Here is a 24623-nt window from a genome sequence, read left to right as displayed (position 1 = left end):
TATAGGTTTACCTCGCGAGAACTGATATGAACTTAAGTGCTACTGCAAAACCAAACCAAGCTGAAGTTGTCTATGTTGTTGATGATGATGAAGCAGTTAGAGATTCCCTCACTTGGCTTTTAGAAAGCAACGGCTATGTTGTGCGTTGCCATGCAAGCGCTGAACGTTTCTTACAGTCTCTGCAAAGCACTGATAAGTCCACTATCTCTTGCGCCATTTTGGATGTGCGCATGCCTGGTATGTCAGGCCTTGAATTACAAGAGCGCTTAACCGCTGAAAATTTGCCAATGCCAGTAGCCTTCATCACAGGTCACGGTGATGTTTCTATGGCGGTATCTACTATGAAGCGCGGCGCAGTAGATTTCATCGAGAAACCATTTAAAGAAAATGATCTTTGTGGTTTGGTAGATCGCATGCTTGCTAAAGCTCGCATTGACTATTCACAAGCAAGCCAACGCAAAATTACTCAAAGCTTACTCAGCAAACTGACTGGACGTGAACGTCAAGTGCTCGAGCGTATCGTTGCTGGTCGCTTAAACAAACAAATTGCTGATGACCTTGGCATTTCTATCAAGACTGTTGAAGCGCACCGCGCCAACATCATGGAAAAGCTCAACGTCAATACTGTGGCAGACCTGCTCCGCTTGGCTTTATCTGATCCACAACCTAATTAATATCAGGGTCTTGAGATGCCAGCGCAATTATTAGACGGAAATGCACTCTCTAAAAAGCTTCGTACAGAGATTGCAGCTCGTGGTGCAATCGTTACTGCCAAAGGCACTCGCCCTGGCTTAGCCGTCATTGTGGTTGGCGACAATCCTGCCAGCGCAGTGTATGTACGCAATAAAGTCAAAGCTTGTGAAGATGTTGGCTTTCATTCTGTTTTAGAGCGCTACTCTGCTGAACTTGGTGAAGAAGAGTTACTGGCTCGCATTGCTACCCTGAATGCAGATCCTGCTATTCATGGAATCTTGGTGCAACTCCCATTACCAGAGCACATCGCGTCTGAACGTGTACTCGAAGCAATTGCTCCCGAGAAAGACGTAGATGGCTTTCACGTGGCGAATGCTGGCGCATTAATGGTTGGACAGCCAGAATTCAAGCCATGCACGCCTTATGGCTGCATGAAGATTCTAGAGAGTATTGAGTATCCGATTCGCGGCGCACGTGCTGTGATTGTTGGTGCATCTAATATTGTGGGTAAACCAATGGCCATGTTGCTGCTTCAGGCTGGTGCAACCGTCACCATCTGCAATAGCAAGACACGTGACCTGGCACACCATACAAAGGATGCGGATATCTTGGTCGTTGCTACCGGCAAACCAAAGATGATCTCTGGCGATATGGTCAAAAATGGCGCGGTAGTGATTGACGTTGGTATTAACCGCCTGCCAGATGGCAAGCTTTGTGGTGACGTTGATTTTGATACCGCCAAGTATGTCGCCGGCTGGATCACCCCCGTTCCTGGTGGCGTTGGTCCCATGACCATCACGATGTTGCTAATGAACACCCTAGAGGCTGCTGAAAAGGCATCAAAGCACTAAGGATTTGACTGGGACTTTTGGCAAAATTGCTCCCAGTCCATTAAGCTAGAGGGATGACTACATCCCTCGTTAACACCCTCCCCGCTGAATTACAAAAAAATCCTCTGGTTACGTTTGGACGTGGCATCGCTGCCTACTCTGAAGTAAAGCCTGAGCACATTGCCCCAGCAATCGAATACCTATTGAAGCATGCACAAGACGCAGTGGATGTTGCGGTAAATCCGAATACAGCACCAACCTGGGAAACGCTGGCTGAACCACTAGAAGATGCTACCGAGTCTTTCGGTAGATCTTGGGGTGTGATCTCTCACCTTAATAGTGTTGCTGATACACCAGAATTACGCGCAGCCTATGGAGAAATGTTGCCCAAGGTGACTGCTTTCTTTTCAAGTCTTGGACAGAATTTAGATCTCTACAAGAAATTTAAAGAACTCAGCAAGTCTCCTGACTTTGCAAAACTGAGTTCAGCTCAGAAGAAAGTGATCGAAAACTCTTTACGTGATTTTCGCTTGGGCGGCGCAGAGCTGAGTGATGCAGACAAACCGCGTTTTGCCCAAATTCAGGATGAGCAAGCAACCTTAGGCAAAGCCTTTTCTGATCATGTCTTAGATGCAACCGATGGCTTTGTGCATCTTGTAACTGATAAGGTGGATCTAGTGGGGCTGCCTGAGGATGCAGTTGCTGCAGCCGCAGATACTGCTCAGCAAAAGAAACTGCAGGGCTGGGCATTCACACTGCACTTCCCTTCTTACTACCCAGTCATGCAGTACTCAGAAAATCGCGCCCTCCGCCGCTTGATGTACGAGGCCTACGTAACGCGCGCTTCAGAGCTGGCGCCACAATACGGCAAAGGCAAGCTGGATTGGGATAATACGAAAAATATGCTTGAGCAACTCAGGCTGCGCGATGAAGAAGCGCGAATGCTGGGATTTAAGAACTATGCTGCACTGAGCTTGGCGCCAAAGATGGCCAATAGCGTTGAGGAAGTCGACTCCTTCTTAACCAATTTCGCCCAGAAAGCAAAACCATTTGCACTCAAGGATTGGCAAGAACTTTCCGAGTTTGCCAAAACTGAACTTTCAATTACAGATGGCTTAGAGCCTTGGGATGTTGCATTTGCTTCTGAGCGATTGAAGCAAGAGCGTTACTCATTCTCAGAGAATGAATTGAAACAGTATTTCCCATTACCCAAAGTATTGGATGGACTCTTCCAAGTGATCCAAACTTTGTTTGGCGTAAAGATTGAAGCAGCCAACCTACCTATATGGCATGCTGACGTGCAATCCTTCTCAGTAAAGAATGCCAAAGGCAATATCGTGGCCTACTTCTATCTCGATCCCTATGCTCGCCCCGGCAAGCGTGGCGGCGCTTGGATGGATGATGCCCGCGGTCGCAGAGTATTACCTAATGGAGAAATCCAAGTACCTGTAGCGTATTTAGTCTGTAACTTTGCGCCTCCGGTGAAGGTTGATGGCGTCTTGCGTCAGCCAACGATTACCCATGATGATGTAATCACCCTCTTCCATGAGAGTGGTCACGGACTGCATCACCTCTTGACCCAAGTGAGCGCTTTAGGTGTTTCTGGAATCAATGGGGTTGAATGGGATGCGGTTGAGCTACCAAGTCAGTTTATGGAAAATTTCTGCTGGGAATGGGAAGTCTTAGAAAAGATGACTGCTCATGCTGAAACTGGTAAGTCTTTGCCGCGTGAACTCTTTGAAAAAATCTTGGCCGCCAAGAATTTCCAAAATGGCTATATGACCCTGCGCCAAATTGTGATGTCATTAACCGACTGGCGCCTACACTCCAGTTTGGATACCAAAGATGCGAAAGATCAAGCGGTACTCGACCTCTCAAGAGCGATTGCCGATCAATTTAATGTCATCCCACAGCCTGCTATTTCTCGCTGGATTAATACCTTCAGTCATATCTTCGCAGGTGGCTATGCAGCAGGCTATTACAGCTACAAATGGGCAGAAGTTCTATCGGCGGACGTTTACTCCGCCTTTGAAGAGGCTGCCAAGCTTACTGGCAGCGTCCTAGATGAAAAAACGGGTACTCGTTATCGAGAAGAGATCTTGGAAGTGGGTGGCAGCCGTCCGGCAGCCGAATCATTCAAGGCCTTTAGAGGCAGAGAGCCGAGTATTGATGCTCTGCTTAGGCATGGTGGCTTGGCATAAGTGATGCTGGATTGATCAAGCAGAAAAACCACCCTCGGGTGGTTTTTCTGCTTCTTGACCTATGAATTTGAATAGTTCTTTTTAATTTGATTTCTATTTTAGTTTCTGACTTAGTTTTTTGGGCAACCATTCTCTAGAGGCTTGCCTGCTACTCGATCCTTAACCCAAGATAAATACATCGGCGCAGAAACACCGGGGGTTGTAAAGTGTGTTTGTTCCCCTGGTAGCTGATTCCTGCCTACATTTGCACCCATGGCGCACATTTGCTTTTGATATAGCTCATGCATGATTGGCGGAACTGCAGTATCTTTTGTTCCCCAGTAAATCACGACTGGTGCTACTGGCTTTACGGGCTTCACACTGCCAGCAACAAAAGACTTCAACCATGCTACTGAGTTGTTCGGCTGAGGCTTAATCAAAGACTTATATTGATCTCCATAAGCATAGCTAAAGCTATCAGCCATCACGTGAACACACTTATTACGGGATAACTTATCCGCAACCTTTGCGCCTTCATCGGTCAACACATCGGTTAACTTCAGATCAGGAAAGGCTGCTTGAGCCCCCCAAAGGCCCATCATATAGTGAGCAAACAAAAATACATTGGAGACATTAGCCTCAGTAAATCCATTCATGATCTTCATTGCGCTAGCATCATCGGATGGAACATTTGGAATCACAGCGGCCACATCATCTGGTGCCAAGGCAACAAATCCTAAATACTCCAGATTGTCTGCCGCAGTGCCCTGAAGAGCCTGATAGTCAGGCAGACTAGCTGCTGCAATCGTTGCTCCACCACCTTGAGACCAACCATAAATAATCGTCTTTTTACCAGCGCCAACTTCTTTCATAGAGCTAGCTGCTCTTGCCGAATTGATAGCATCCCTACCGTTAGTTCCAGCAACCGCATACTGATGCTTGCCGCCACCGCCCTGCCCCTGATAATCAGTGGCAACAATGACATAACCTTCTTTAATAAATTCTTCTACGTTTGGAATGCCGTAGTCAGTCCACGAATTACCATCCATTAGAAAATATTCGTTTAAAGGAGCTGTTGGGTTGATGATTTGTGATGGGCCGCAATTCTGAGCTGAACCAGTAGTGCCATGTGCCCAAGCCAATATCGGCCGACCTTCTTTAGGCGCCTGCCCAATGGGGGAAATGATTAATCCAGTCGCAATCGTCTTACGTTCAGCAACATCCGAAGAAATATAAGCAATCTTCCAAGCTTGCGCACCTTTGACGGAAGTTTCTATTTTTTCCTTCTTGATGATTTGCCCTAACTTCCCTTCAGGAGCCATTTTCATGACAGAGGCATAAAAAGGTGGCATTGGTGGGTCGGCATAAACAGCGAGAGAAAGAATACTCAGTGCCATACCGAGCGCCAAAACAGAAAGGCGAGTGATTTTTTTCATGGATATGATGAAATGAGGTTCTAAAACCTCTATTAAACACCAAGCCAAATAGAAATTAGGGCTATCTAAGCTTTTTTAATCGTTGCGATTACAGGCGCATGGTCTGAAGGCTGCTCCCAGGTTCTGGGCTCTTTATCAACTACGCTAGCGGTGCATTTTTCTTTAAGCGCTTCACTGAGAAGGATGTGATCGATGCGCATACCGGCATTTCTTCTGAAGCCCATCATGCGATAGTCCCACCAACTGAAGGTTTTTGGTAGCTGCTCAAACATTCTGAAAGAGTCTGTTAAGCCCAATTGAATCAATTCTTGAAAGGCTTGACGCTCCTCTGGAGAAACCAGGTTCTGCCCGATCCACTTAGAGGGATCATGCAGATCATCATCGGTAGGCGCAATATTGAAGTCCCCTAACAACGCTAAACGTGAATTCTGCTGGAGCTCTTCACCTAACCAAGTTTGCAATGCTTTAAGCCAACTCAGCTTATATACGAATTTATCGCTATCAGGCGATTGCCCGTTTGGAAAATATGCAGAGACCAACCTCATTGGCTGGGTTCCCGCAAAAGGAATCGTGGCAGCCAAGATTCTCTGCTGCTCATCTTCGAAGTTTGGAATATTTCTAATGGGTTTTAGAAAGCTAGTTGCTGTGTCAGAGGCAATCGGTGCTAGCGCCGCCTTGCGAACAATGATGGCCACACCGTTATACGTCTTTTGGCCTGCCGCTAGACTGAAGTAGCCAGCATCCTCAAGCTCTTGATGAGGGTAATTATCATCCGTGAGCTTGAGCTCCTGCAAACACAATGCATCAATAGGCTGCTGCTTTCTTTCCTGATCCTGCAACCAACGCAGGACTTGTGGAAGGCGAACCTTTAATGAGTTCACATTCCATGCGGCTATGCGAACTGAATCAGTCATCAATTCCCAACTCTTGCAACTTACGGGTAATCGTATTACGTCCAATACCTAGACGTTGAGCAGCCTCCACTCTTCTACCGCGCGTTACTTCAAGAGCTGCTTGTAATACCGCTTTTTCGAAGCGTGCAGTGAGGGCGTCAAAGACTTCCTTATCGCCATCCTGCAGCATCTTGACAGCAAGACGTCCTAAGCCACTCTCCCAGTCACCCGAAGCAACTTTAGTCGCAGCGGGATTGCTTGGCGAGGACTCGCCATGAAGAATCACGGGTTGCTCGCTAGCCTCTGCAACGATATCGGCAGGCAGATCACTTACCCCAATCACATTGGCAGGCGTCATTACTGTTAACCAATGACACAAGTTCTCTAATTGGCGCACATTACCTGGAAATGGCATGGCGCTGATTTCTTTTAAAACTTCATCAGAAAGCTTTTTAGGCTCAACACCCAATGACTTTGCACAAGTGAGCATGAAATGACGGGCTAACATCGGAATATCTTCGCTACGCTCACGCAATGAAGGCATGCGCAAACGAATGACATTCAGGCGATGCAGTAAGTCTTCACGGAAAAGCCCTGCTGCAACTCTTGCATCGAGGTTCTGATGGGTAGATGCAATGATGCGTACGTTGGCCTTGATCGGATCTTGTCCGCCAATGCGATAGAAATGACCATCAGACAAAACTCGCAGTAAACGGGTCTGCAAGTCAAACGGAAGATCGCCTACCTCACCTAAAAACAGGGTGCCGCCATCGGCCTGCTCAAAGCGACCGCGACGTAGCGTTTGCGCGCCAGGAAAGGCGCCACGCTCATGACCAAACAACTCAGACTCCAATAAATCTTTTGGTACTGCCGATGTGCTCAAAGAGACAAATGGACCTTTAGCGCAAGGGCTGTGCTTGTGCAATGCATGAGCTACCAACTCTTTGCCGGTACCAGACTCGCCAGTAATGAGGACCGTTGCATTGGATTGAGCTAAACGACCAATTGCACGAAAGATTTCTTGCATGGCTGGGGCTTGACCAATGATCTCAGTAGCATCTTGGCGCCATGCGGTTAATTCTTTAGATCCAGAGTCATTGCGAATACCCTGCTCAACTGCACGATGAATCAACTCCACAGCTTTTTCAACGTCAAATGGTTTGGTGAGGTACTCAAATGCACCACCTTGAAATGAAGAGACAGCTGAATCCAAATCCGAGTAAGCCGTCATGATGATGACAGGCAAATTCGGATGGCTAGCTTTTACATGCTGCAAGAGATCTAAGCCATTACCGCGCGGCATGCGAATATCTGAAATCAGTACCTGAGGAGATTCCTTCTCCAGAGCATTGAGAACATCATTTGGATTAGAGAAACTCTTATGCGGAATATTCTCACGCGATAACGCTTTTTCTAAGACCCAACGAATGGATTGATCATCGTCAACGATCCAAATTGGTTTCATGATGCTTTCTCCTGCCTACGGTATGGAATTTGAATATGAAAATCGGTACGACCAGGACGGCTATTACAAGAAATAAAGCCCTGGTGCTGCTGAACAAAGGTTTGCGCCAAAGTAAGACCAAGGCCACTACCGCCCTCTCTACCCGACACCAGCGGGAAGAAAATGCGTTCAATAATTTCTTCTGGGATACCTGGCCCGTTATCAATCACATGCAGATCCATCGCTAACTTGTATCGATGCTTAGCAATCGTCACTGAACGTGCCACACGGGTCTTAAGCTCGATTTGCGCAACACCACTTTGAATCTCTTCAGACAGAGCTTGTGCTGCGTTATGAACAATATTGAGAGTCGCCTGAATCAACTGCTCACGGTCTCCCAATACATCTGGCAGGCTCGTATCGTAATTACGAATAATTTTGAGTCCCTTTGGAAACTCAGCCAGAACCAAGCTACGCACACGCTCTAAAGCTTCGTGCACATTGAAGGATTCCATCACGTGCGCCTTGCGATGTGGCGCCAAGAGACGATCCACTAAAGTCTGCAGGCGATCGGATTCTTTAATAATGACTTGCGTGTACTCCCGCAAACCTTTATCTGGCAATTCGAACTCGAGCAGCTGAGCCGCTCCACGAATTCCACCCAATGGGTTTTTAATCTCATGCGCTAAATTGCGCATCAACTGTTTATTAGCTTCAACCTGCTGCGTTACGCGTTCATCGCGCTCACTACGCAACTGCTGATCAATCGGAAACCACTCCATCATGATGAGAGTAGGATCCTCGAGGACCGCCACAACCACGTGTGCCGGTATTGACTCATGATGAATGCTGCCAGGCAAGGAATGCAAGATCATTTCTTGGCGCTGCGCCAGTACATGCCCCTGCTTCACTTCACTAATCATGACTCTTAATGCTTCATTGTCGCCAAATAAATTGTGCACAGATTGACCCTCAAGTGATTTACGTGAGAGGTCCAAAGCTGACTCAGCAGCTGGGTTCACGTACACCAATTGTTGGGTCTCAGCCTCAAATACCACGATGGCATTGGGCATCTGATCAAGCAATGTCGGAAAAAAAGGAGCAGCCGAAGCTGCTCCCTTGAACGAATTGCGCAACAGACCTGCGCTCAAGTTCTCTCCTTCGCTTACAGGGAGTAGTACATATCAAATTCGATAGGATGAGTAGTCATACGGAAACGTGTGACATCTTCCATCTTCAAATTGATATACGCATCAATCATGGACTCAGTGAATACACCACCGCGAGTCAAGAACTCGTGATCTTTCTTCAATGCTTCCAATGCCTCTTCCAAGCTCGCGCAAACGGTTGGGATCTTTGCATCTTCTTCTGGTGGCAAGTCATACAAGTTCTTGTCAGCAGCTTCGCCTGGATGAATCTTGTTTTGAACGCCGTCCAAACCAGCCATCATCAATGCAGAGAAGCAGAGGTATGGGTTAGCCAATGGATCTGGGAAACGAGTTTCGATACGACGACCCTTAGGACTTGGAACGTGTGGAATACGGATAGAAGCAGAACGGTTACGTGCTGAGTAAGCCAACTTCACCGGAGCTTCAAAACCTGGCACCAAACGCTTGTATGAGTTTGTACCTGGGTTAGTAATCGCATTCAATGCCTTAGCGTGCTTGATGATGCCGCCAATGTAGAACAATGCGAATTCTGACAAGCCTGCGTAGCCGTTACCAGCAAACAAGTTTTCTCCATTCTTCCAAATAGATTGGTGAACGTGCATACCAGAACCGTTATCGCCAACTACTGGCTTAGGCATGAAAGTTGCTGTCTTGCCGTAAGCATGAGCAACGTTTTGAATTACATATTTCTGCCAGATAGTCCAGTCAGCGCGTTGTACTAATGTGCTGAACTTAGTACCCAATTCGTTTTGGCCTTGACCAGCAACTTCATGGTGATGAACTTCAACTGGAATGCCCAATGATTCGAGAATCAAACACATTTCAGAACGCATATCTTGGAATGTATCTACAGGAGCAACTGGGAAATAGCCGCCTTTTTTGCCTGGACGGTGACCAGTGTTGCCGCCTTCGATTTCAGCTGCTGAAGACCATGGAGCTTCTTCGGAATCAATCTTCACGAAGCAACCCTGCATGTCAGCACCCCAACGAACGCCGTCAAAAATAAAGAATTCTGGTTCTGGACCAAAGTAAGCTGTGTCGCCCAAGCCAGTACTCTTCAAATACGCTTCAGCGCGCTTAGCAATAGAACGTGGGTCACGGTCGTAACCTTTGCCATCAGCCGGCTCGATTACGTCACATGTCAGAACCAATGTTGGCTCTTCATAGAATGGATCAATGTAAGCAGCTGTTGGATCTGGTTTGAGCAACATGTCTGATGCTTCAATACCCTTCCAACCAGCAATAGAAGAACCGTCAAATGCATGACCGCTCTCAAATTTGTCTTCGTCAAAAGCAGAGATAGGAACTGTCGTGTGTTGTTCTTTACCCTTTGTGTCTACAAAGCGGAAATCAACGAAAGTACATTCTTTCTCTTTAACTAACTTCATCACATCAGCGACGGTCTTCGTCATGCAAATCTCCTCTATTAACTAATTCGGAATTAAAACTTAAGGCATACACCCTTGTTTATTCCAGGCACCAAACATGCCTTATGGATGTATGTAATTTACTGAAGCAAACAAATGGGAACTCTCATTATTGCACTGTTTAAGTGCTGAAATACCCCTCATACAAGCTCAAATACCCCTATTTGCACCTTTTTAGTGCAAATAGTTTTAGGTGATGTCGTGGATTTCGTAACCCAGCTCTTGGGTACCTGTTCTTAAGGCAATCCAGGCGCTTTCTAGGAGGTCGGCATTGCCTTTGATGCCCAGCTCAATATGGCGCTGAGCGTACACGCCGCCCCTGGTGGCATCACCTACTGATGGCAAGCTAAAGACCTTCACCCCAGGAAAATTGGCCTCTATGCGCTCCATTAAGGGGGTCAAAGTTGATTCAATCCCCTTCGGAACAATAAAACTCTGCTCAGCCCAATTCTCTTGGTGGAATAGATCCTTGTAATGGGTATCCAAACACCATGCCATCATCGGCGCCGCCATTACCGGAAAGCCCGGCACAAAGTGATGCTCCTGAATTCGAAAGCCCGGAATTTGGTTGTAGGGGTTTGGAATGATTTCACTACCAAGCGGAAATTCGCCCATCTTGAAACGATGTTGATTTTCTGGAGTGTTGAGATCTGCCTTAATCGGATCTCCTTCTGCCATCGACTGAATTCTGCCGGCAATCAATTCTTTTGCAGTTGGATGCAATTCAATTTTTGTACCCAAGGCTAATGCAGCGCATTGACGAGTATGGTCATCTGGCGTTGCGCCAATACCGCCAGTACTAAACACGACATCGCCGCTTGCAAAGCTCTCCTTTAGCGTGGCAGTAATTTGCGCAGGATCATCAGCAACATACTTAGCCCAAGCAAGGCTGAGGCCACGCTCGTTAAGTAGCTCAATCATTTTGCTCATGTGTTTGTCTTGACGGCGACCTGACAAGATTTCATCACCGATCACGATTAAGCCGAAGCGACGTTGCGCTGCAGCTGCTACATCTTTTGGTTCGTCTATTTCAACTTTTTTCATTTCATCAACCATCTAATTTGCCATCGTATTAACCGTGATACGGAAGTTCCATATCCACTACACGCGATTCCACGGTCAGCGCTTTATCCAACTCTTCTTCTCTCAGCTGCTTTAGTGCATCCAATAGGAAGTAACTAAACCACAAGGCAGCAAATACAAAGATCAAAGAATAAATCCAAAGCGCTATAAAACTTACGATCGGGAATAGCACCAAAGCCAATGCCGAGGTGGCCCAAAAGAATGTAGGAACTGCACCTAGCATCCCCGAGGCAATGCCCATGCAGAGTAAAGGCCAGCGATATTTTTCAAGCAAGAGATCGCGCTCTTCCGAGCTAGCATGTTTAGCCAATACGTCATAGGACATGAGTCGCATCGTTAACCACCCCCAGAGCAAGGGAGGTAAGACAGCGACAAGTGGAGGCACCCACCAAACCGGCAGAGTCAACATCACGAGAGCCAGGCAAATAATGGCCGACCACAATGAGTAAATCAAACTGCCGAAGAACCCGCCGCCTTGTTTACATTCAAGATCATGAAATTGAGAATTTCTTGAAGCAATTTTGACAATTGCAGGGACGGTTGAAAAGGCAATGAATACGAGCAAGCTGATTGTGATCAGCGGAATGATCAGCATGACAAAAAATAATGGCGCTATCCATGCTCGCGCGTTATCAAATCCCGCCCAAACAAGACCTTCTTGAATCCAGCTGGTAAATATCGAAGTTGTCAGAAAGATACTTAATGCTTCGAGTGCAGGCGTCCATGTAAGCCAGATAAGACAGCCCCACAGCACGGAAACAATCAGAAATGGTCTTAAGCTGAGCCACAACATCCGTGGATGCATAGTTCCAACCAAGGCCATACCAAATGATTTAAATACCTGCTGCAAGCCGACCATACAACTCCTATTGCCTTGAGACTTGAAGTCTACTTGGGCATGATTTCTTTAAAGGCATGAACAAGGCCTTGCCACTGTTGAGTAAGGATATTTTGCGAAACCGTTAGGTTTCTTACCCCCGTAGGATAGACCTCTTTAGGGAAGATAGCTGTTCTAAACAACATATCCCACCACGGAAACAAAACACCAAAATTGCAGCCTCCTAAAACACCAGGCTTACCTTTGGCTTCATGACCATATCCAACGGCATGGTGCATACGATGAAACATAGGCGATACCAATAGATATTTAGCAGGCCCTAAATGGGTCTTGATATTGGCATGCTGCCAACTTTGCAGAAATTCACTCAAAGCAATTAGCAAAATGAATTGGCCTGGCGATACTCCAAACATCAACGCAACAAAAGACATCACCACTGCCCGCATGATGTCATCCAGTATGTGATTGCGATTATCAGACCAAGCAGTCATGACTGTTTGGCTGTGGTGCAAAGCATGCAACTGCCACCACCAGTTAAATACGTGTGATGCACGGTGGTAGAGATAGTCTACGAAATCCAGCAATATTAAATAAATCAGGAAGCTAATAGCCGGAATAGAAGTTACACCAGGCCACCATGACTCGACGTTTAAACGATCGAAACGGAAATCGTGCAGGATGGAGTCGACCCCAAAGAAGAATCCAGATAAGGCGATGAATACTAGGCCATGAAAAATTCCCAAGCGATGAAACAAGGTATACAAGACATCTGCCCTGCTGGCTTTCGCAAAACGCTCTTGCTGCTCTGCTGGCGCTAGACGCTCCCAAGTCCTTAAGACAACAATAATCAAGAAAATTTGGATGCAGCCAAACAAAAACCAATCAAGTCCATCAAATACATCTTCAGCCCAAGCCATTAAATCGAATTGATATAAAACGGGGGCTACTATATTTGCAAACAGAAACTCCTGAACGCTAGCGTACGCGGCTGAAATTGCAGAAGTGATTGCATTGAGATCCATACTTTATTTTGACTGATTTACAGGATTCTTGGGCAGCAGTCCAAAGCAGAATCCGCGAGCCTTGAGATTCACAATGAGCTGCTCCAATACGGCGGGCGCCCAAGGGTCTTTTCTGGACCAAATCCCCAAATGAGCCATGGTGATATCGCCATCCTTAAGATTGCGGCTCGCCTTATCCAGAAGAGTGCCGTTGGGGTGTTTATCAGAGTTCAGCTCATCACCCAAAAATCCAGCAGGATCCCAACCGATATGCTCATAACCACACATATTGCCCATGCGAATCAAGGTAGGAGAAGTTTTGCCGCCAGGTGCACGCCATATCTTTTGAATCGGGTGATCGGTAAGCTCTTGAAAACGCTGATCTACACGGCGAATTTCTTTACACATAGCTGCCTCGTTATAGAGGACTGTCATGCCTGCCTTAGGTCCAAACTGAGGTTTTTCAAACACTTCACCTTTAGGACCATCTTTTACAAAATAAGTATGGTCATAGGTATGACTACCAAAGTGATGTCCCTCTTTTACGCGTTCTTGCCAATAAGCCTTCCAAGAATCGTCTAAAGAAAAATCACCGCGGAGAGTTTTCTCATTCGCCAAGAAAAATGTAGCTTTTACATTTTGTCGCTTCAGAATTTCCGCCACCTTTTCTGCGACTGCCATATTGCCAGTATCAAAAGTAAGGTAAACCTTTTTATTACACTCTGCAGCTTGAGCAGAGGCGCCCAATGAAAAACAGCCGAGCAAGAGCACGGCTGCAATACTTATGAATGCCTTATGACTCATGCATTTCATGATGATGCTTACTCCCATCCAGCCCTTGGGGTAAAGAAGACTCCATGAGGCGACTTACCCACCGGAATAACAGTAACTAACTTCATGGTTGGGATATCGATGACTCCAACCTTTTTTGAGAAACGGAAAGTGACCCATAGCGTTTTTCCGTCAGGAGTGATTTCCATATCGTCTGGTCCCGCTGGGAGCCCAGTGATGTCGCCAACCTTTTCCAGGGTTTGCATATTGATCAGACTAATCGTGGAGGCAATACGGTTACTCACAAATACATGCTTCTTATCCCCTAGAGGGCGGAAGTTATGCGCGCCCTTCCCTGTTGGGATGCGTTTTACTTCTTTGCGATTTTTCCAGTCGATCACCTGGACATTGTCTTCGCCAGTAATGCCAACCAATAAGTACTGATCACCAGGCGTCATCCATAAGCCTGCAGGCACTTTACCTGTCGGCATAACCCACAAGACATTTTGTGTTTCAAGATCAATGGCAGCAAGCTCGTTTGAGTCTTGCAAAGTAATGAATGCAATTTTGCTATCGGCTGTAAATGCAATATGGCTTGGAGTCTTTGCCAATTTCACAGTCTTCGCTAATTTGAGATTTGCGCCATCAGCAGCATAAATATCGACACGGTCTAAGCGATTGCCATTTGCCACAAACCATTTGTGATTTGGGGAGTATCCAATTTGGTATGGATCGATGATGTTTGGAATTCTGCCAGTCAACTCACCAGTTGTTGGATTCATTAAAGCCACATCATTGCCTGCTGCATTTGCGATCAGCAAAGTCTTTTGATCTGGCGTCAACATCAGATGGTGAGGTTCTTTACCAACTGGAATGGTTTTGATGACTTGACGAGTAGGCATATCAATCAAACTGACTGAAGCTTCGCCAGAATTGAGAATCACCGCCAACTTAGGCTGATTTACAGCTACTGGTGCTGCAGCATTACTAGCTTGCGCAAATGCGTTTTGATTGGCTAAAAGGAGGGCCAATAAAGCGGAGGTCGCAATTGTGCGAAAACCTCTAATCTTGATAAATGTATACATACCTCCATTGTAAGCAATCAGGAGGCCCAAAATGACCTCTAGGCTGCAATGGATTTGACTTAGCGCAAGCTGGCTAAAACCTTTTCAAGGCGCTTTAAGGACATCGGGGTTGGTGTTTTCAGCTCCTGGGCATATAAAGCCACCCTCAGCTCTTCCAGTTGCCAACGAAAATCCGTTAAGGCCTGGTCTTCGGCCATTGCATAGGATGAGCCACCCTTAGTTCCCTGTATCAGTTTTTGCCATGGACGCGCCACCGATTCCCAATCTTTTTGACACTGGGCATCGCGACTTGGGTTAGAACGTAATTTATCAATCCGCATCGCAATGGCTTTTAAGTAGCGCGGCACATGTACCAGCTGGGCATACGGTATCTCTGCAACAAATTTGGAAAATATCAAGCCTTGCATCTGCGCCTGAATATCAGCATAAGCACTTGGTGATGCAGTTTTTGCACTGGCGATCTTTTTCTGCAAATCCGCATGGGCTTGTAATGCATTTAATGCATGACGAGAAATCTCTTGGGCGATGAGCGCTAATCTTGGTTTTCCTGCTTGTAAGCGCTCTGTAAATTGCTCAGCATTAACTGGCAATGGCTCAGTCATATAAGCACGCTCAAGAGCTAGATTCAAAATCTGATCAATCAATCCCTCTACTGAGCCCACATTAATAAAGAGCAGGCCTAATTCTCGAATACCGGGCAACTGTTTTTGCAAAGCCTTAAGCGTATCTTTATTGCTCAGAGCAAATAGACGGCGCAGCCCTAAACCATGTTGTTTACGAGCTTCCTCTAGATCATCAAACACCTCAAGATCGCAGAAGTCGCCGCGGTCAACTAATGCGGGATAACCAAATAAGGTTTTATTGCCTTTTTGTATTTCTAATGTTTCAGGCAGCTCACCAAACTCCCAGGTACGGTAACCGCCCTGCTCCACCTTACGAGTCGTATCTGCAGTACTTTTACCGCCAGTTGAATTGGCATTAGTTCTTTCGCCCACCGGAGGCTCTACGCCTAACTCGACCTGGGCCGTTTCCTGAGCAATTGCTTGGAAAGCGTTTCGGGCAGTCTGTCCATACTCAGAGCGTAAGCGCGCTAAATTGCGCTCCACCTCTAACTGTCGCCCATGCTCATCGATCAAACGGAAATTCATAGACGAGTGCAAAGGTAAAGCTTCAGGCCTGAAGTCCGTGCGCTTAATTTCTAATCCACGCTCTTTGCGGATGTCGCCAATCAAACTATCTAAGAAGTCACCAACACCAAATTGCTTTTCTTCTAACTTGCGCTCCAGAAAAGATTTAGCGTAATCCGGTAGCGGCACACAATGACGGCGAAGTTTCTGAGGCAAAGATTTGAGCAGGAGAAGCACTTTCTCCTCACACATGCCGGGTACCAACCACTCGCAACGACGTCCATCCACTTGGTTTAACTGCGTCAACGGAACAACAAGTGTCACACCGTCTTTCGGGCTTCCAGGTTCAAAGTGATAGGTCAGGCTAAGTTGCGCACCGCCCACCAGCATCGTCTTAGGATAACGATCTACAGTAATGCCTGCCGCCTCATGGCGCATCAGGTCTGCTTTTTCTAGGCGAAGTTGAGCATCCAGCTCACTTCCCTGATTTTTATCTTCTCCGCTTTTTTTAGCCAACCACGCTTTAAGGCTTTCTCGACTACATACTCCATTGGGAATACGAGACTCATAGAAAGCAAATAGCAACTCATCATCCACTAAAACATCTGGTCGACGTGAGCGATGCTCTAAGGCTTCAATCTCTTTAATGAGACGACGGTTATGCCAAAAGAATCCAAACAGATTTGGGTATTTTTTCTTGGCATCCGTTTCAGTCTCGCGTTGCAACGCTGGAGTATCCATGCGCCCAAACATTTCTTCTTGGACTAAAGCCTGACGAATGAATAACTCTCTAGCTTCATCGGGATTATGAGGCTCATAACGCACGCGGCGGCCATGGTAGATCGGTAGGCCATATAAGGTGCCACGTTCAAACGCCATGACCTCGCCCTGACGGTTATCCCAGAATGGATCACTCAAGGATTTAATTAGACGATGTGCAGCAACCCGCTCCACCCATTGCGGTTCAATCTTTGCAATTGTTCTGGCATACATGCGATTGGTTTCTTGGAGCTCTCCAGCCAAAATCCAGGCACCTGCCTTTTTGCCAATGGTAGAGCCAGGCCAGATAAATGGACGTATACCTCGGGCACCAATGTAACCGCCGGTCTTGCTATTGCGATCCTGGGATTTTTCATCTTCTTCTTTTTTAGCGACATAACCAAGTAAGCCGGTCAATAAAGATAGATGAACTTGTTCATAAGTTGCGGCTAGGCCATTTTCTTTCCAGCCCTTCTCGCCCAGCATCGTATGGAGTTGACCATGGACATCGCGCCATTCGCGTAAGCGACGGGGTGACAGAAACTTACTCTTGCAAAGATTCTCTAGCTGACGATTGCTGTGCTTATGTTGCAAAGCATCCTGATACCAATTCCAAAGCTTTACGAAACTCAAGAACTCAGAGCGCTCATCAGCAAACTGAAGATGCGCTTGATCTGCAGCGGCCGCCTGATCCATAGGCCGATCTCTTGGGTCTTGCGTAGCTAGGGCTGAAGCAATGATGGTTACTTCCTTTAAAGCGTTCTGCTCTTTTGCGGCGAGCAACATACGTCCAATGCGAGGATCTAACGGCAAGTCCGCCAACTGCTTACCAATAGCAGTGAGTTTGAAGCTGTTGTTGATATCCTTGCCGTCTACTGAATCAGATTCATCAAATTCAATTGCACCTAACTCATCTAAAAGTTGTACGCCATCTGCAATTGCTCTGCCAAGTGGCTTATCAATAAATGGAAAGTGCTGAATCTTTGGCAAGCGTAAGGAGCTCATGCGCAACAACACTGCTGCCAATGAACTTCTCAATATTTCCGGGTCAGTAAATTTAGGGCGGCCTTGGTAATCTTGCTCGCTATACAAGCGCACGCAGATGCCATCCGATACACGACCGCAACGCCCCGCCCTTTGATTAGCAGCCGCTTGAGAGATCGGCTCTATTTGGAGCTGCTCAACCTTATTGCGGTAGGAGTAGCGCTTTACTCTAGCTAGGCCGCTATCAATCACATAACGAATATTGGGAACCGTTAATGAAGTCTCTGCTACGTTGGTAGTCAGAATGATTCTGCGACCATTGCCCGGACTAAATACTCTTTCTTGCTCGGCAACGGACTGACGAGCAAACAAACTCAGAATCTCCGGATGAAAGCGTTGCTGCAGGACATGATCTTTACGCAAAGCTTCTGCGCAGTCACGTATCTCTCGCTCGCCCGGCAAAAATACCAATACATCTCCAGCGCCAGCGGCGCCTTCACGCCATAAGCTAGCAATCTCTTCGGTAACGGCATCCGGAATTTCTTTGGCAGTCTTGGATTCTTTTTTACCATCAGGCCTGGCGTCTGGTTCCAGTGGTGCATAGCGCTGCTCCACCGGAAACAGTCGACCACTGACCTCAATTACCGGTGCTACCTTGCCATTCATGGCAAAGTGCTCTGCAAATCGCTGGGCATCAATCGTTGCTGAAGTGATGATCAGCTTAAGATCAGGACGCTTAGGTAGGAGCTGACGCAAATAGCCCAATAAGAAATCAATATTGAGGCTGCGCTCATGCGCCTCATCGATGATGAGCGTGTCATAAGCGCGTAGCTGTGGGTCACGCTGCGTCTCGGCTAGCAAGATGCCGTCTGTCATCAGTTTGATAGAGGCTGTATTGCTAGTCTTGTCGGCAAAACGCACTTGGTAGCCAACATCCTGGCCAATGGGTGAACCTAGCTCTTGAGCAATGCGCTTGGCTGTGGCAGTCGCTGCGATCCTGCGCGGTTGGGTGTGGCCAATGAGCTTGCCACCATTAATGGTGCCTCGCCCCAAGTCCAGACAGATCTTTGGAAGCTGCGTTGTCTTACCTGAGCCCGTCTCTCCGCACACAATGACCACCTGGTGGCTCTGCAGGGCATCCTTGATCAGCTGGCGCTGACCAGAGACCGGCAATTCCTCCGGAAAGCGAATATCTAGCTTCCGCAAGGTGTTGGAAGCAGGCACAGGCTTTGGGATTGCTTTGGGTTTTTGTTGGTTTATAGGCTCTTGCACCCTATAATTTTCTCACTATGCCGACAAATGCACCAAACCAGGCCTCATTGGCCGAAGAAACGACCTCCAACTTCCCTTTTGTGGGGTGGCTGCGTGATGTTGCGCCCTATATTCATAGCTTCCGCGAAAAGACCTTTGTGATTGCTTTTGCGGGTGAACTCGTACAAGAAATCGGTCTTGAGAACCTGATTGAAGATATCGCCATGTTGCATGCCATGGGCATGCGTATTGTTTTGGTTCATGGCATTCGCCCGCAAATTGAAGAGCAGCTCATGCTCCGCAACATTAAAAGTAAGTTCGGTAAGAGTGCTATGCACAGCTACCGGATTACCGATGCCGCTGCACTAGAGTGCGTCAAAGAAGCTGCAGGTGAATTACGTCTGGATATTGAGGCGGCATTTAGTCGCGGTCTTCCAAATACACCAATGGCTGGTTCACGCATTTCAGTAATCTCTGGCAACTTTATTACTGCAATGCCGGTAGGTGTTGTTGAGGGTACTGACTACATTCATACAGGACTGGTTCGTAAAGTGGACTCTGGTTCGATTAGACAATCCCTTGATAGCAACAAAATTGTTTTGCTTTCGCCTTTAGGTTTTTCACCAACGGGTCAAGCATTCAACTTGGCTTATGAAGATGTAGCGGCATCTACTGCTGCAGCACTCAAAGCAGATAAGCTGATTTTCTTAAGCCCATATGCCGGTCTTAAAGATGCTGAGGGCGACTTCATCACTGAACTGTCGATGCCACAGCTACAAGAGTATGTCGCACAGAACAAAGACATGGACTTTGGCATGAAGGGCCTATTGAATACTGCTGGTAGAGCGATTCGGGCTGGTGTTAGCCGTGTTCATTTCCTCCCATGCAATCAAGATGGTGCCCTGCTGGAAGAGCTCTTTACCCATGATGGTATCGGCATGATGCTAGCTTCATCCGATATTGAGAACTTACGTGAAGCCAACCAGGACGACGTTGGCGGCATTTTGCAATTAACTATGCCTCTAGAAGATGAAGGCATTCTGGCTGCTCGTGGTCAAGATGTGATTGAGCGTGATATTCAGCGCTTCTCCGTGATTGAGCATGATCGTGTTCTCTTCGGTTGCGCAGCACTCTTCCCCTTTCCGAATGGCGTTGGTGAGCTAGCATGTCTTGCTGTTGATCCAGATGTTCAAGGATCAGGTGACGGTGAGCGTCTGCTAAAGCGTGTTGAGATGCGCGCCAAACAAGAAGGCATCAAAAAATTATTTGTTCTCACGACAAGAACCGAACACTGGTTCTTAAAGCGCGGCTTTAAACGGGCGTCAGTGGATGACTTGCCTGAAGAAAGAAAACAAATTTATAACTGGGACCGCAAGTCCATGGTTTTAACTAAAGATCTATAAGAAACGCTAGAAATACTAGAAAGGCATTACAGATGGCACGCATGGTTCAATGTATCAAACTCAATAAAGAAGCTGAAGGCATGGATTTCGCCCCTCTTCCTGGAGAGCTGGGTAAAAAGATTTGGAATCAAGTCTCAAAAGAAGCTTGGGCTGGTTGGTTAAAGCAGCAAACCATGTTGATTAATGAAAATCGCCTCAATATGGCAGACCCACGCGCACGCCAATACCTCTTAAAACAGGTAGAAAAGCATTTCTTTGAGGGTGGCGCTGATACCGCACAAGGTTACGTACCTCCGCCAGCAGAATAAATATTCATTACCTTTTAATTAAATATTGATTTGGGGTGTTGACACCCCCAAAGATAAGCGTAGGATGAAGTCGTGGTGAGGCAGTTATAGTGCCCCGCTACATTGGCGAAAGCCAATCTTAATAAGTACATCTATGTGCTTATAGGCTAAGGAACTAAATACCTTCCGAGCGCCTGCGCCATGCAAACCATGGCAAAACAACCCGATGGGGATACCCCGTCGGGTTTTTTATTTCCTAAAGAACGATACGCTCAACACCTGCAGCATTGCTCACTAGCAAAATATTGGCTTTTTCTTTGGCAAATAGGCCCACGGTGATTACGCCAGCAATTTGATTAATTTGCGCTTCCATCTGAACTGGGTTGGCAATCTTTAATCCTGCGACATCAAGAATCCACCCACCGTTATCAGTCACGAATGGCTCGCTAGGTGTTTGATTGAGATCGGCGCGAGTATTTTTCACTAAGCGGAGAGTCACCTTGCCGCCAAACCTCTCCAATTCGCGACTCACGACACCTCGAGCAAGAGGTATGATTTCTACTGGCAGCGCAAAGTTACCCAGCACAGGCACTTGCTTTGATGAGTCACAAATACAAATGAATTGCTTTGCCATTGAGGCAATGATTTTTTCTCTCGTGAGCGCCCCACCGCCACCTTTAATCATGTGTCCGGCTGGATCGATTTCATCTGCACCATCAACATATGCAGGCAAGCCTTGCACATCGTTTGGGTCAAGCACTTTAAAGCCGTGTTTTAGCAAGCGCTCCGTAGTTGCATTAGAGCTCGATACTGTCCCTGCAAAATGATCCTTGTGCGGAGCTAGCGCATCGATAAAGCAATTGGCAGTAGAACCGGTGCCTACACCCAAAACCTGTCCAGCGGGCAACTTGAGAACTTCATCTTTGGCCGCCTCACCTACCATTTGCTTGAGTTGATCTTGATTCATATAGCTATCAAACGCCTTTACTGGAACTGAGTAATTAATCCATCTATCATATGATATTCACAAGTAAACCACTTTAGAGCATTGAGCAAGCCCATGAACAGCACCGCCTCAGCATTAAGCCAGTTAGAACAACTCAAGAAACTCACTACGGTTGTAGCCGATACAGGCGATTTTGAGCGTATGCAGGCCTTCCAGCCGCAAGATGCGACTACCAACCCCTCACTGATTCTGAAAGCAGCTCAGCAAAGCAATTACCAGGATTTAGTGAAGTCTGTAAAAGCAGCCTATCCAGGTATGAGCCCAACCGACCTCGTGGATTACATCCTGGTTGCGTTCGGCCTAGAGATTTTGAAGATTGTCCCTGGTCGCGTTTCTACTGAAGTGGATGCCAGACTCTCATTTGATACCAAAGGTACTGTTGCCAAAGCAAAGCATTTAATTGCCCTATACAAATCTCATGGGATCGATCGCAAACGCATTCTGATTAAATTAGCCGGCACATGGGAAGGCATTGCTGCCGCCAAAGAATTAGAAGCTCAAGGCATTCATTGCAATATGACTCTACTCTTCTCTTTAGTTCAAGCAGCAGCCTGTGGCGCATCTAATGCCAAATTGATTTCTCCATTTGTGGGTCGCATTACCGATTGGAATAAAGCTAAGCTTGGTGCTAACTGGAGTGATACAGCCAATGGCGGAGCAAATGATCCTGGCGTGACTTCTGTGAAGAGAATTTTTCATTACTACAAGCACTTTGGCATCCCAACTGAAATCATGGGCGCAAGCTTTAGAAACACCAGTCAGATATTAGAGTTGGCAGGCGTCGATTTACTAACCATTAGCCCTGAACTATTGGCTGAACTTCAAAGTAGTAATGCGTCTGTTGAGAAAAAACTTAATCCTGCTAATGCTCAAGCAGCATTGCAGGCGGAAGGCATTACACCCCTTAAGCTCGATGAGTCCAGTTTCCGCCTGCAGCTCAATAACGATGCCATGGCGACCGAGAAATTAGCTGAAGGTATTCGGAACTTCTGCGTAGATACTGAGAAGCTAGAAGCACTACTCGCTAATTGAGACTTCAATACTTTTAATAGGAAAAAGAAAAGCCACCCGAAGGTGGCTTTCTCGTCATTGCTTAGGCTCTATTGATAAAAGAGAGTAAAAGCATTCGCACCAGCTACATCAACGTCATATGAGTTGATCGTCTTGATTTCTTTAACTTCCTTCAGCTTATTAATATCAATCACTGACCAATTCAAAGCATTAATAGATCGAACATAGAAAAGGTTTCTAGTTAGATCCTGCAAAAAGAGGACCCAACTAACTTCAGTAGATTCTGTATCGCTACCAGGACCATCGCCCGCTGCGCCTGCCTCATCGATAGTAAGGTCGAAACAACGATCAAAGTTATTCATGATGTGTCCTAATGCAACAATGGCTTCATCAGGAGTTTTTGCCTTACGAACATAATTTGAGTAAAAAGCGGCTTTTACAAATCTTCCTGCAGAGGTCTGAGCAGAAGGTAATGCAGCTAATGCGCTACCTGCGTCAGTTGAAGCGATATTGAGTTTTCCGAGCTTTCCGGCGTTTGGATTGATGTTGGAAAAAGTATAGTTATTTAAATTTTCTAGGTGCCATGGAAACGGCGGCTGATTTGTCATGACATAAACCGGATTGTCATATACGTTTACTTTATTGTCATAGAACTCAATGACAATGGCCCCACCGTTTTTATCAAAAACAGCATAGTGCTCTTGATAAGGGGTATTTCCAAAGTCTGGCACTAATGGCAACCAAAACTCTGTTTCACCACTGAGCATTGCGGCCTTAACCTCGGCAACATTTTTAAAGCTACCCAAAATCCATGTTCCAAGATCATTCACAGAGAGTATTTTTGATGGGTCATTACCAACAGGTGGAGAGCTTGACTTGACAAGCGTCTGAGCGCCAAAGGAGAGCCCTTGATCATTGGCCCCTTGAAACACTGCTGGAAACTTTGCTTCAGGAATCGATTGGCCAACAAAGGCCAAAATTGGATATTGGGTGTTGAAAGTTTTTCCCTGTTTGCCCTCTGGGGTTAAGGATGCAACCGCGGTTCCAGCCGGCATATATGAAATTTGGGTCGGCATGAGGCGCGAGTACTCAATACCACGGCCAAGATATGCCTTGCCGTCAGCATCGAACGTTAAAAGGGATGTACACATAACTGCCTCCTATATATTAAGAAAATAAACCTTAGCAAAATGCTGCTAACTAATGCGTTGGAATTAATTTAGATAAATCAAGGGCGTATCCATTAAGACCGCCCAAGAAGATTTGTACGCCAATTGCCAATAAGATAAAAGCGAGCAATCGCATCAATACATTAGTTCCACTAACCCCTAATAACCTCTGAATACCAGAAGATTCTCGATAAACAAGGTAAACGCTTATCGAGAGCGCTACTAGCGCTAATGTGGCACCAATTAATGCTGGCATGTGATCAATATAATGGAAATCTTTAGTACTCTGCTCAGCTGCGGCTAATGAAATTGCAGTTGCAATAGATCCAGGTCCAACCGTCAAAGGCATTGTTAAAGGGAAAAAGGCGCTACCTGCTGCTGTAGCATCAGTAAGCCCTGACGATTGACTTGAATTGCTACCAGATGAACTTTGTTGGTTGAGTAAATTCCAGCCCACTCCAATAACTACTGCGCCACCAGCAAGCTTGAGTGCAGAAAGTGAAATGCCAAAAAATAGCAGTAACTGAGGACCTATCAACATCGACCCAAAAAGCAAAAAGAAACAATTAACACTGACACTTCTTGCTAGCTTCTTTCTAACATCCTCAGAGCAGCCCTGAACCATATTCAGAAAAATTGGTCCATCGCCCAGGGGATTAATAATTGGGAAAAGAGCGGCAAAGACTGCTACAAACGAGGCAAAGGCAATTGAAAACATGTTGATGTGGGGCTCTTACATAACAGAATAGGGATAAATTAACAGTCCAAACTGGCAT

Annotated in this window: 20 protein-coding genes; 6 read left to right on the top strand and 14 right to left on the bottom strand. The window is 46.5% G+C overall.

All coding sequences use genetic code 11. From position 1 onward, the window contains the following. Positions 1 to 26 precede the first annotated feature (26 nt). From ICN10_RS08295 to ICN10_RS08285, 3 genes are read left to right on the top strand one after another with little or no spacing between them, the layout of a single operon-like run. Positions 27 to 674: a response regulator transcription factor gene (locus ICN10_RS08295; protein WP_068321237.1), complete on the top strand. Its 648-nt coding sequence runs from the start codon at positions 27 to 29 to the stop codon at positions 672 to 674. 15 nt (positions 675 to 689) lie between these two features. Next, positions 690 to 1544 carry a bifunctional methylenetetrahydrofolate dehydrogenase/methenyltetrahydrofolate cyclohydrolase FolD gene (gene folD, locus ICN10_RS08290; protein ID WP_216214530.1) on the top strand — a complete coding sequence of 285 codons (855 nt, stop codon included), beginning with the start codon at positions 690 to 692 and terminating at the stop codon, positions 1542 to 1544. A gap of 53 nt (positions 1545 to 1597) precedes the next feature. Continuing rightward, a complete protein-coding gene (locus tag ICN10_RS08285; RefSeq protein WP_216214528.1) occupies positions 1598 to 3724 on the top strand; it encodes a M3 family metallopeptidase in 2127 nt (708 codons plus the stop codon). Positions 3725 to 3834: 110 nt separating this feature from the next. Here ICN10_RS08285 and ICN10_RS08280 read toward each other — a convergent pair whose 3' ends face one another. The 11 genes from ICN10_RS08280 to hrpA all read right to left on the bottom strand — a co-directional run bounded on the left by ICN10_RS08280 (position 3835) and on the right by hrpA (position 18944). Then, positions 3835 to 5139, bottom strand: coding sequence for a lipase family protein (locus ICN10_RS08280; protein WP_216214526.1), 1305 nt, complete (start codon positions 5137 to 5139; stop codon positions 3835 to 3837). Between the two features lie 65 nt (positions 5140 to 5204). Continuing rightward, entirely contained in the window at positions 5205 to 6053 is an 849-nt protein-coding gene (gene xth, locus ICN10_RS08275; protein ID WP_216214524.1) for an exodeoxyribonuclease III, read from the bottom strand. Then, positions 6046 to 7497, bottom strand: coding sequence for a nitrogen regulation protein NR(I) (gene ntrC / locus ICN10_RS08270; protein WP_216214522.1), 1452 nt, complete (start codon positions 7495 to 7497; stop codon positions 6046 to 6048). The genes xth and ntrC overlap by 8 nt, the downstream gene beginning before the upstream one ends. Next, complete coding sequence (gene glnL / locus ICN10_RS08265; RefSeq protein ID WP_370626221.1) at positions 7494 to 8615, bottom strand: nitrogen regulation protein NR(II); 1122 nt, start codon at positions 8613 to 8615, stop codon at positions 7494 to 7496. Before glnL ends, ntrC begins: the two co-directional genes overlap by 4 nt. A 26-nt stretch (positions 8616 to 8641) precedes the next feature. Then, on the bottom strand, positions 8642 to 10057 hold the full coding sequence (gene glnA, locus ICN10_RS08260) for a type I glutamate--ammonia ligase (RefSeq protein WP_216214518.1): 1416 nt from the start codon (positions 10055 to 10057) through the stop codon (positions 8642 to 8644). Positions 10058 to 10261: 204 nt separating this feature from the next. Continuing rightward, a complete protein-coding gene (locus ICN10_RS08255; protein ID WP_216214516.1) occupies positions 10262 to 11116 on the bottom strand; it encodes a molybdopterin-binding protein in 855 nt (284 codons plus the stop codon). A 28-nt stretch (positions 11117 to 11144) separates the two neighbouring features. Further along, positions 11145 to 12014 (bottom strand): EI24 domain-containing protein, encoded by an 870-nt coding sequence (locus ICN10_RS08250; protein ID WP_216214515.1) that lies wholly within the window; start codon positions 12012 to 12014, stop codon positions 11145 to 11147. Positions 12015 to 12043: 29 nt separating this feature from the next. After that, positions 12044 to 13015 carry a sterol desaturase family protein gene (locus ICN10_RS08245; RefSeq protein WP_216214514.1) on the bottom strand — a complete coding sequence of 324 codons (972 nt, stop codon included), beginning with the start codon at positions 13013 to 13015 and terminating at the stop codon, positions 12044 to 12046. 3 nt (positions 13016 to 13018) lie between these two features. Further along, positions 13019 to 13798, bottom strand: coding sequence for a polysaccharide deacetylase family protein (locus tag ICN10_RS08240; RefSeq protein ID WP_216214513.1), 780 nt, complete (start codon positions 13796 to 13798; stop codon positions 13019 to 13021). 17 nt (positions 13799 to 13815) lie between these two features. Further along, positions 13816 to 14850 (bottom strand): cytochrome D1 domain-containing protein, encoded by a 1035-nt coding sequence (locus ICN10_RS08235; RefSeq protein ID WP_255536839.1) that lies wholly within the window; start codon positions 14848 to 14850, stop codon positions 13816 to 13818. Between the two features lie 59 nt (positions 14851 to 14909). Beyond that, positions 14910 to 18944, bottom strand: a complete 4035-nt coding sequence (hrpA, locus tag ICN10_RS08230) for an ATP-dependent RNA helicase HrpA (protein WP_216214512.1) — start codon at positions 18942 to 18944, stop codon at positions 14910 to 14912. Between the two features lie 65 nt (positions 18945 to 19009). Here hrpA and argA point away from each other — a divergent pair, with 65 nt between their 5' ends. Together argA and ICN10_RS08220 are read left to right on the top strand one after the other, a co-directional pair. After that, the gene (gene argA / locus ICN10_RS08225) at positions 19010 to 20374 is read left to right on the top strand and encodes an amino-acid N-acetyltransferase (RefSeq protein ID WP_216214511.1); all 1365 of its coding nucleotides are present in this window, start codon (positions 19010 to 19012) and stop codon (positions 20372 to 20374) included. A gap of 32 nt (positions 20375 to 20406) precedes the next feature. Continuing rightward, positions 20407 to 20682: an oxidative damage protection protein gene (locus ICN10_RS08220; protein WP_216214510.1), complete on the top strand. Its 276-nt coding sequence runs from the start codon at positions 20407 to 20409 to the stop codon at positions 20680 to 20682. Positions 20683 to 20917: 235 nt separating this feature from the next. Here ICN10_RS08220 and rpiA read toward each other — a convergent pair whose 3' ends face one another. Next, entirely contained in the window at positions 20918 to 21628 is a 711-nt protein-coding gene (gene rpiA / locus ICN10_RS08215; protein ID WP_216214508.1) for a ribose-5-phosphate isomerase RpiA, read from the bottom strand. A gap of 93 nt (positions 21629 to 21721) precedes the next feature. On the opposite strand from rpiA, the gene tal reads away from it, so the two are divergent. Beyond that, positions 21722 to 22699: a transaldolase gene (gene tal / locus ICN10_RS08210; protein WP_216214499.1), complete on the top strand. Its 978-nt coding sequence runs from the start codon at positions 21722 to 21724 to the stop codon at positions 22697 to 22699. Positions 22700 to 22767: 68 nt separating this feature from the next. Here the strand turns inward: tal and ICN10_RS08205 are convergent, their stop codons facing one another. Further along, entirely contained in the window at positions 22768 to 23829 is a 1062-nt protein-coding gene (locus ICN10_RS08205; RefSeq protein ID WP_216214497.1) for a linear amide C-N hydrolase, read from the bottom strand. A gap of 49 nt (positions 23830 to 23878) precedes the next feature. Next, on the bottom strand, positions 23879 to 24565 hold the full coding sequence (locus ICN10_RS08200; protein ID WP_216214496.1) for a MarC family protein: 687 nt from the start codon (positions 24563 to 24565) through the stop codon (positions 23879 to 23881). Between the last annotated feature and the right edge of the window lie 58 nt (positions 24566 to 24623).

The sequence above is a fragment of the Polynucleobacter sp. 86C-FISCH genome (assembly GCF_018882415.1).
Taxonomy (GTDB): domain Bacteria; phylum Pseudomonadota; class Gammaproteobacteria; order Burkholderiales; family Burkholderiaceae; genus Polynucleobacter.
This window is presented reverse-complemented; position numbering and strand designations above follow the sequence as displayed.

What these genes read in the sequence shown, in the direction of transcription:
- tal (WP_216214499.1), top strand. Translation starts at nt 21,722, where the DNA reads ATGAACAGCACCGCCTCAGCATTAAGCCAGTTAGAACAACTCAAGAAA.
- argA (WP_216214511.1), top strand. Translation starts at nt 19,010, where the DNA reads ATGCCGACAAATGCACCAAACCAGGCCTCATTGGCCGAAGAAACGACC.
- ICN10_RS08245 (WP_216214514.1), bottom strand. Translation starts at nt 13,015, where the DNA reads ATGGATCTCAATGCAATCACTTCTGCAATTTCAGCCGCGTACGCTAGC.
- ICN10_RS08220 (WP_216214510.1), top strand. Translation starts at nt 20,407, where the DNA reads ATGGCACGCATGGTTCAATGTATCAAACTCAATAAAGAAGCTGAAGGC.
- glnA (WP_216214518.1), bottom strand. Translation starts at nt 10,057, where the DNA reads ATGACGAAGACCGTCGCTGATGTGATGAAGTTAGTTAAAGAGAAAGAA.
- ICN10_RS08240 (WP_216214513.1), bottom strand. Translation starts at nt 13,798, where the DNA reads ATGAGTCATAAGGCATTCATAAGTATTGCAGCCGTGCTCTTGCTCGGC.
- ICN10_RS08280 (WP_216214526.1), bottom strand. Translation starts at nt 5,139, where the DNA reads ATGAAAAAAATCACTCGCCTTTCTGTTTTGGCGCTCGGTATGGCACTG.
- ICN10_RS08295 (WP_068321237.1), top strand. Translation starts at nt 27, where the DNA reads ATGAACTTAAGTGCTACTGCAAAACCAAACCAAGCTGAAGTTGTCTAT.
- ntrC (WP_216214522.1), bottom strand. Translation starts at nt 7,497, where the DNA reads ATGAAACCAATTTGGATCGTTGACGATGATCAATCCATTCGTTGGGTC.
- ICN10_RS08255 (WP_216214516.1), bottom strand. Translation starts at nt 11,116, where the DNA reads ATGAAAAAAGTTGAAATAGACGAACCAAAAGATGTAGCAGCTGCAGCG.
- ICN10_RS08285 (WP_216214528.1), top strand. Translation starts at nt 1,598, where the DNA reads ATGACTACATCCCTCGTTAACACCCTCCCCGCTGAATTACAAAAAAAT.
- ICN10_RS08235 (WP_255536839.1), bottom strand. Translation starts at nt 14,850, where the DNA reads ATGTATACATTTATCAAGATTAGAGGTTTTCGCACAATTGCGACCTCC.
- ICN10_RS08205 (WP_216214497.1), bottom strand. Translation starts at nt 23,829, where the DNA reads ATGTGTACATCCCTTTTAACGTTCGATGCTGACGGCAAGGCATATCTT.
- rpiA (WP_216214508.1), bottom strand. Translation starts at nt 21,628, where the DNA reads ATGAATCAAGATCAACTCAAGCAAATGGTAGGTGAGGCGGCCAAAGAT.
- xth (WP_216214524.1), bottom strand. Translation starts at nt 6,053, where the DNA reads ATGACTGATTCAGTTCGCATAGCCGCATGGAATGTGAACTCATTAAAG.
- ICN10_RS08250 (WP_216214515.1), bottom strand. Translation starts at nt 12,014, where the DNA reads ATGGTCGGCTTGCAGCAGGTATTTAAATCATTTGGTATGGCCTTGGTT.
- folD (WP_216214530.1), top strand. Translation starts at nt 690, where the DNA reads ATGCCAGCGCAATTATTAGACGGAAATGCACTCTCTAAAAAGCTTCGT.
- ICN10_RS08200 (WP_216214496.1), bottom strand. Translation starts at nt 24,565, where the DNA reads ATGTTTTCAATTGCCTTTGCCTCGTTTGTAGCAGTCTTTGCCGCTCTT.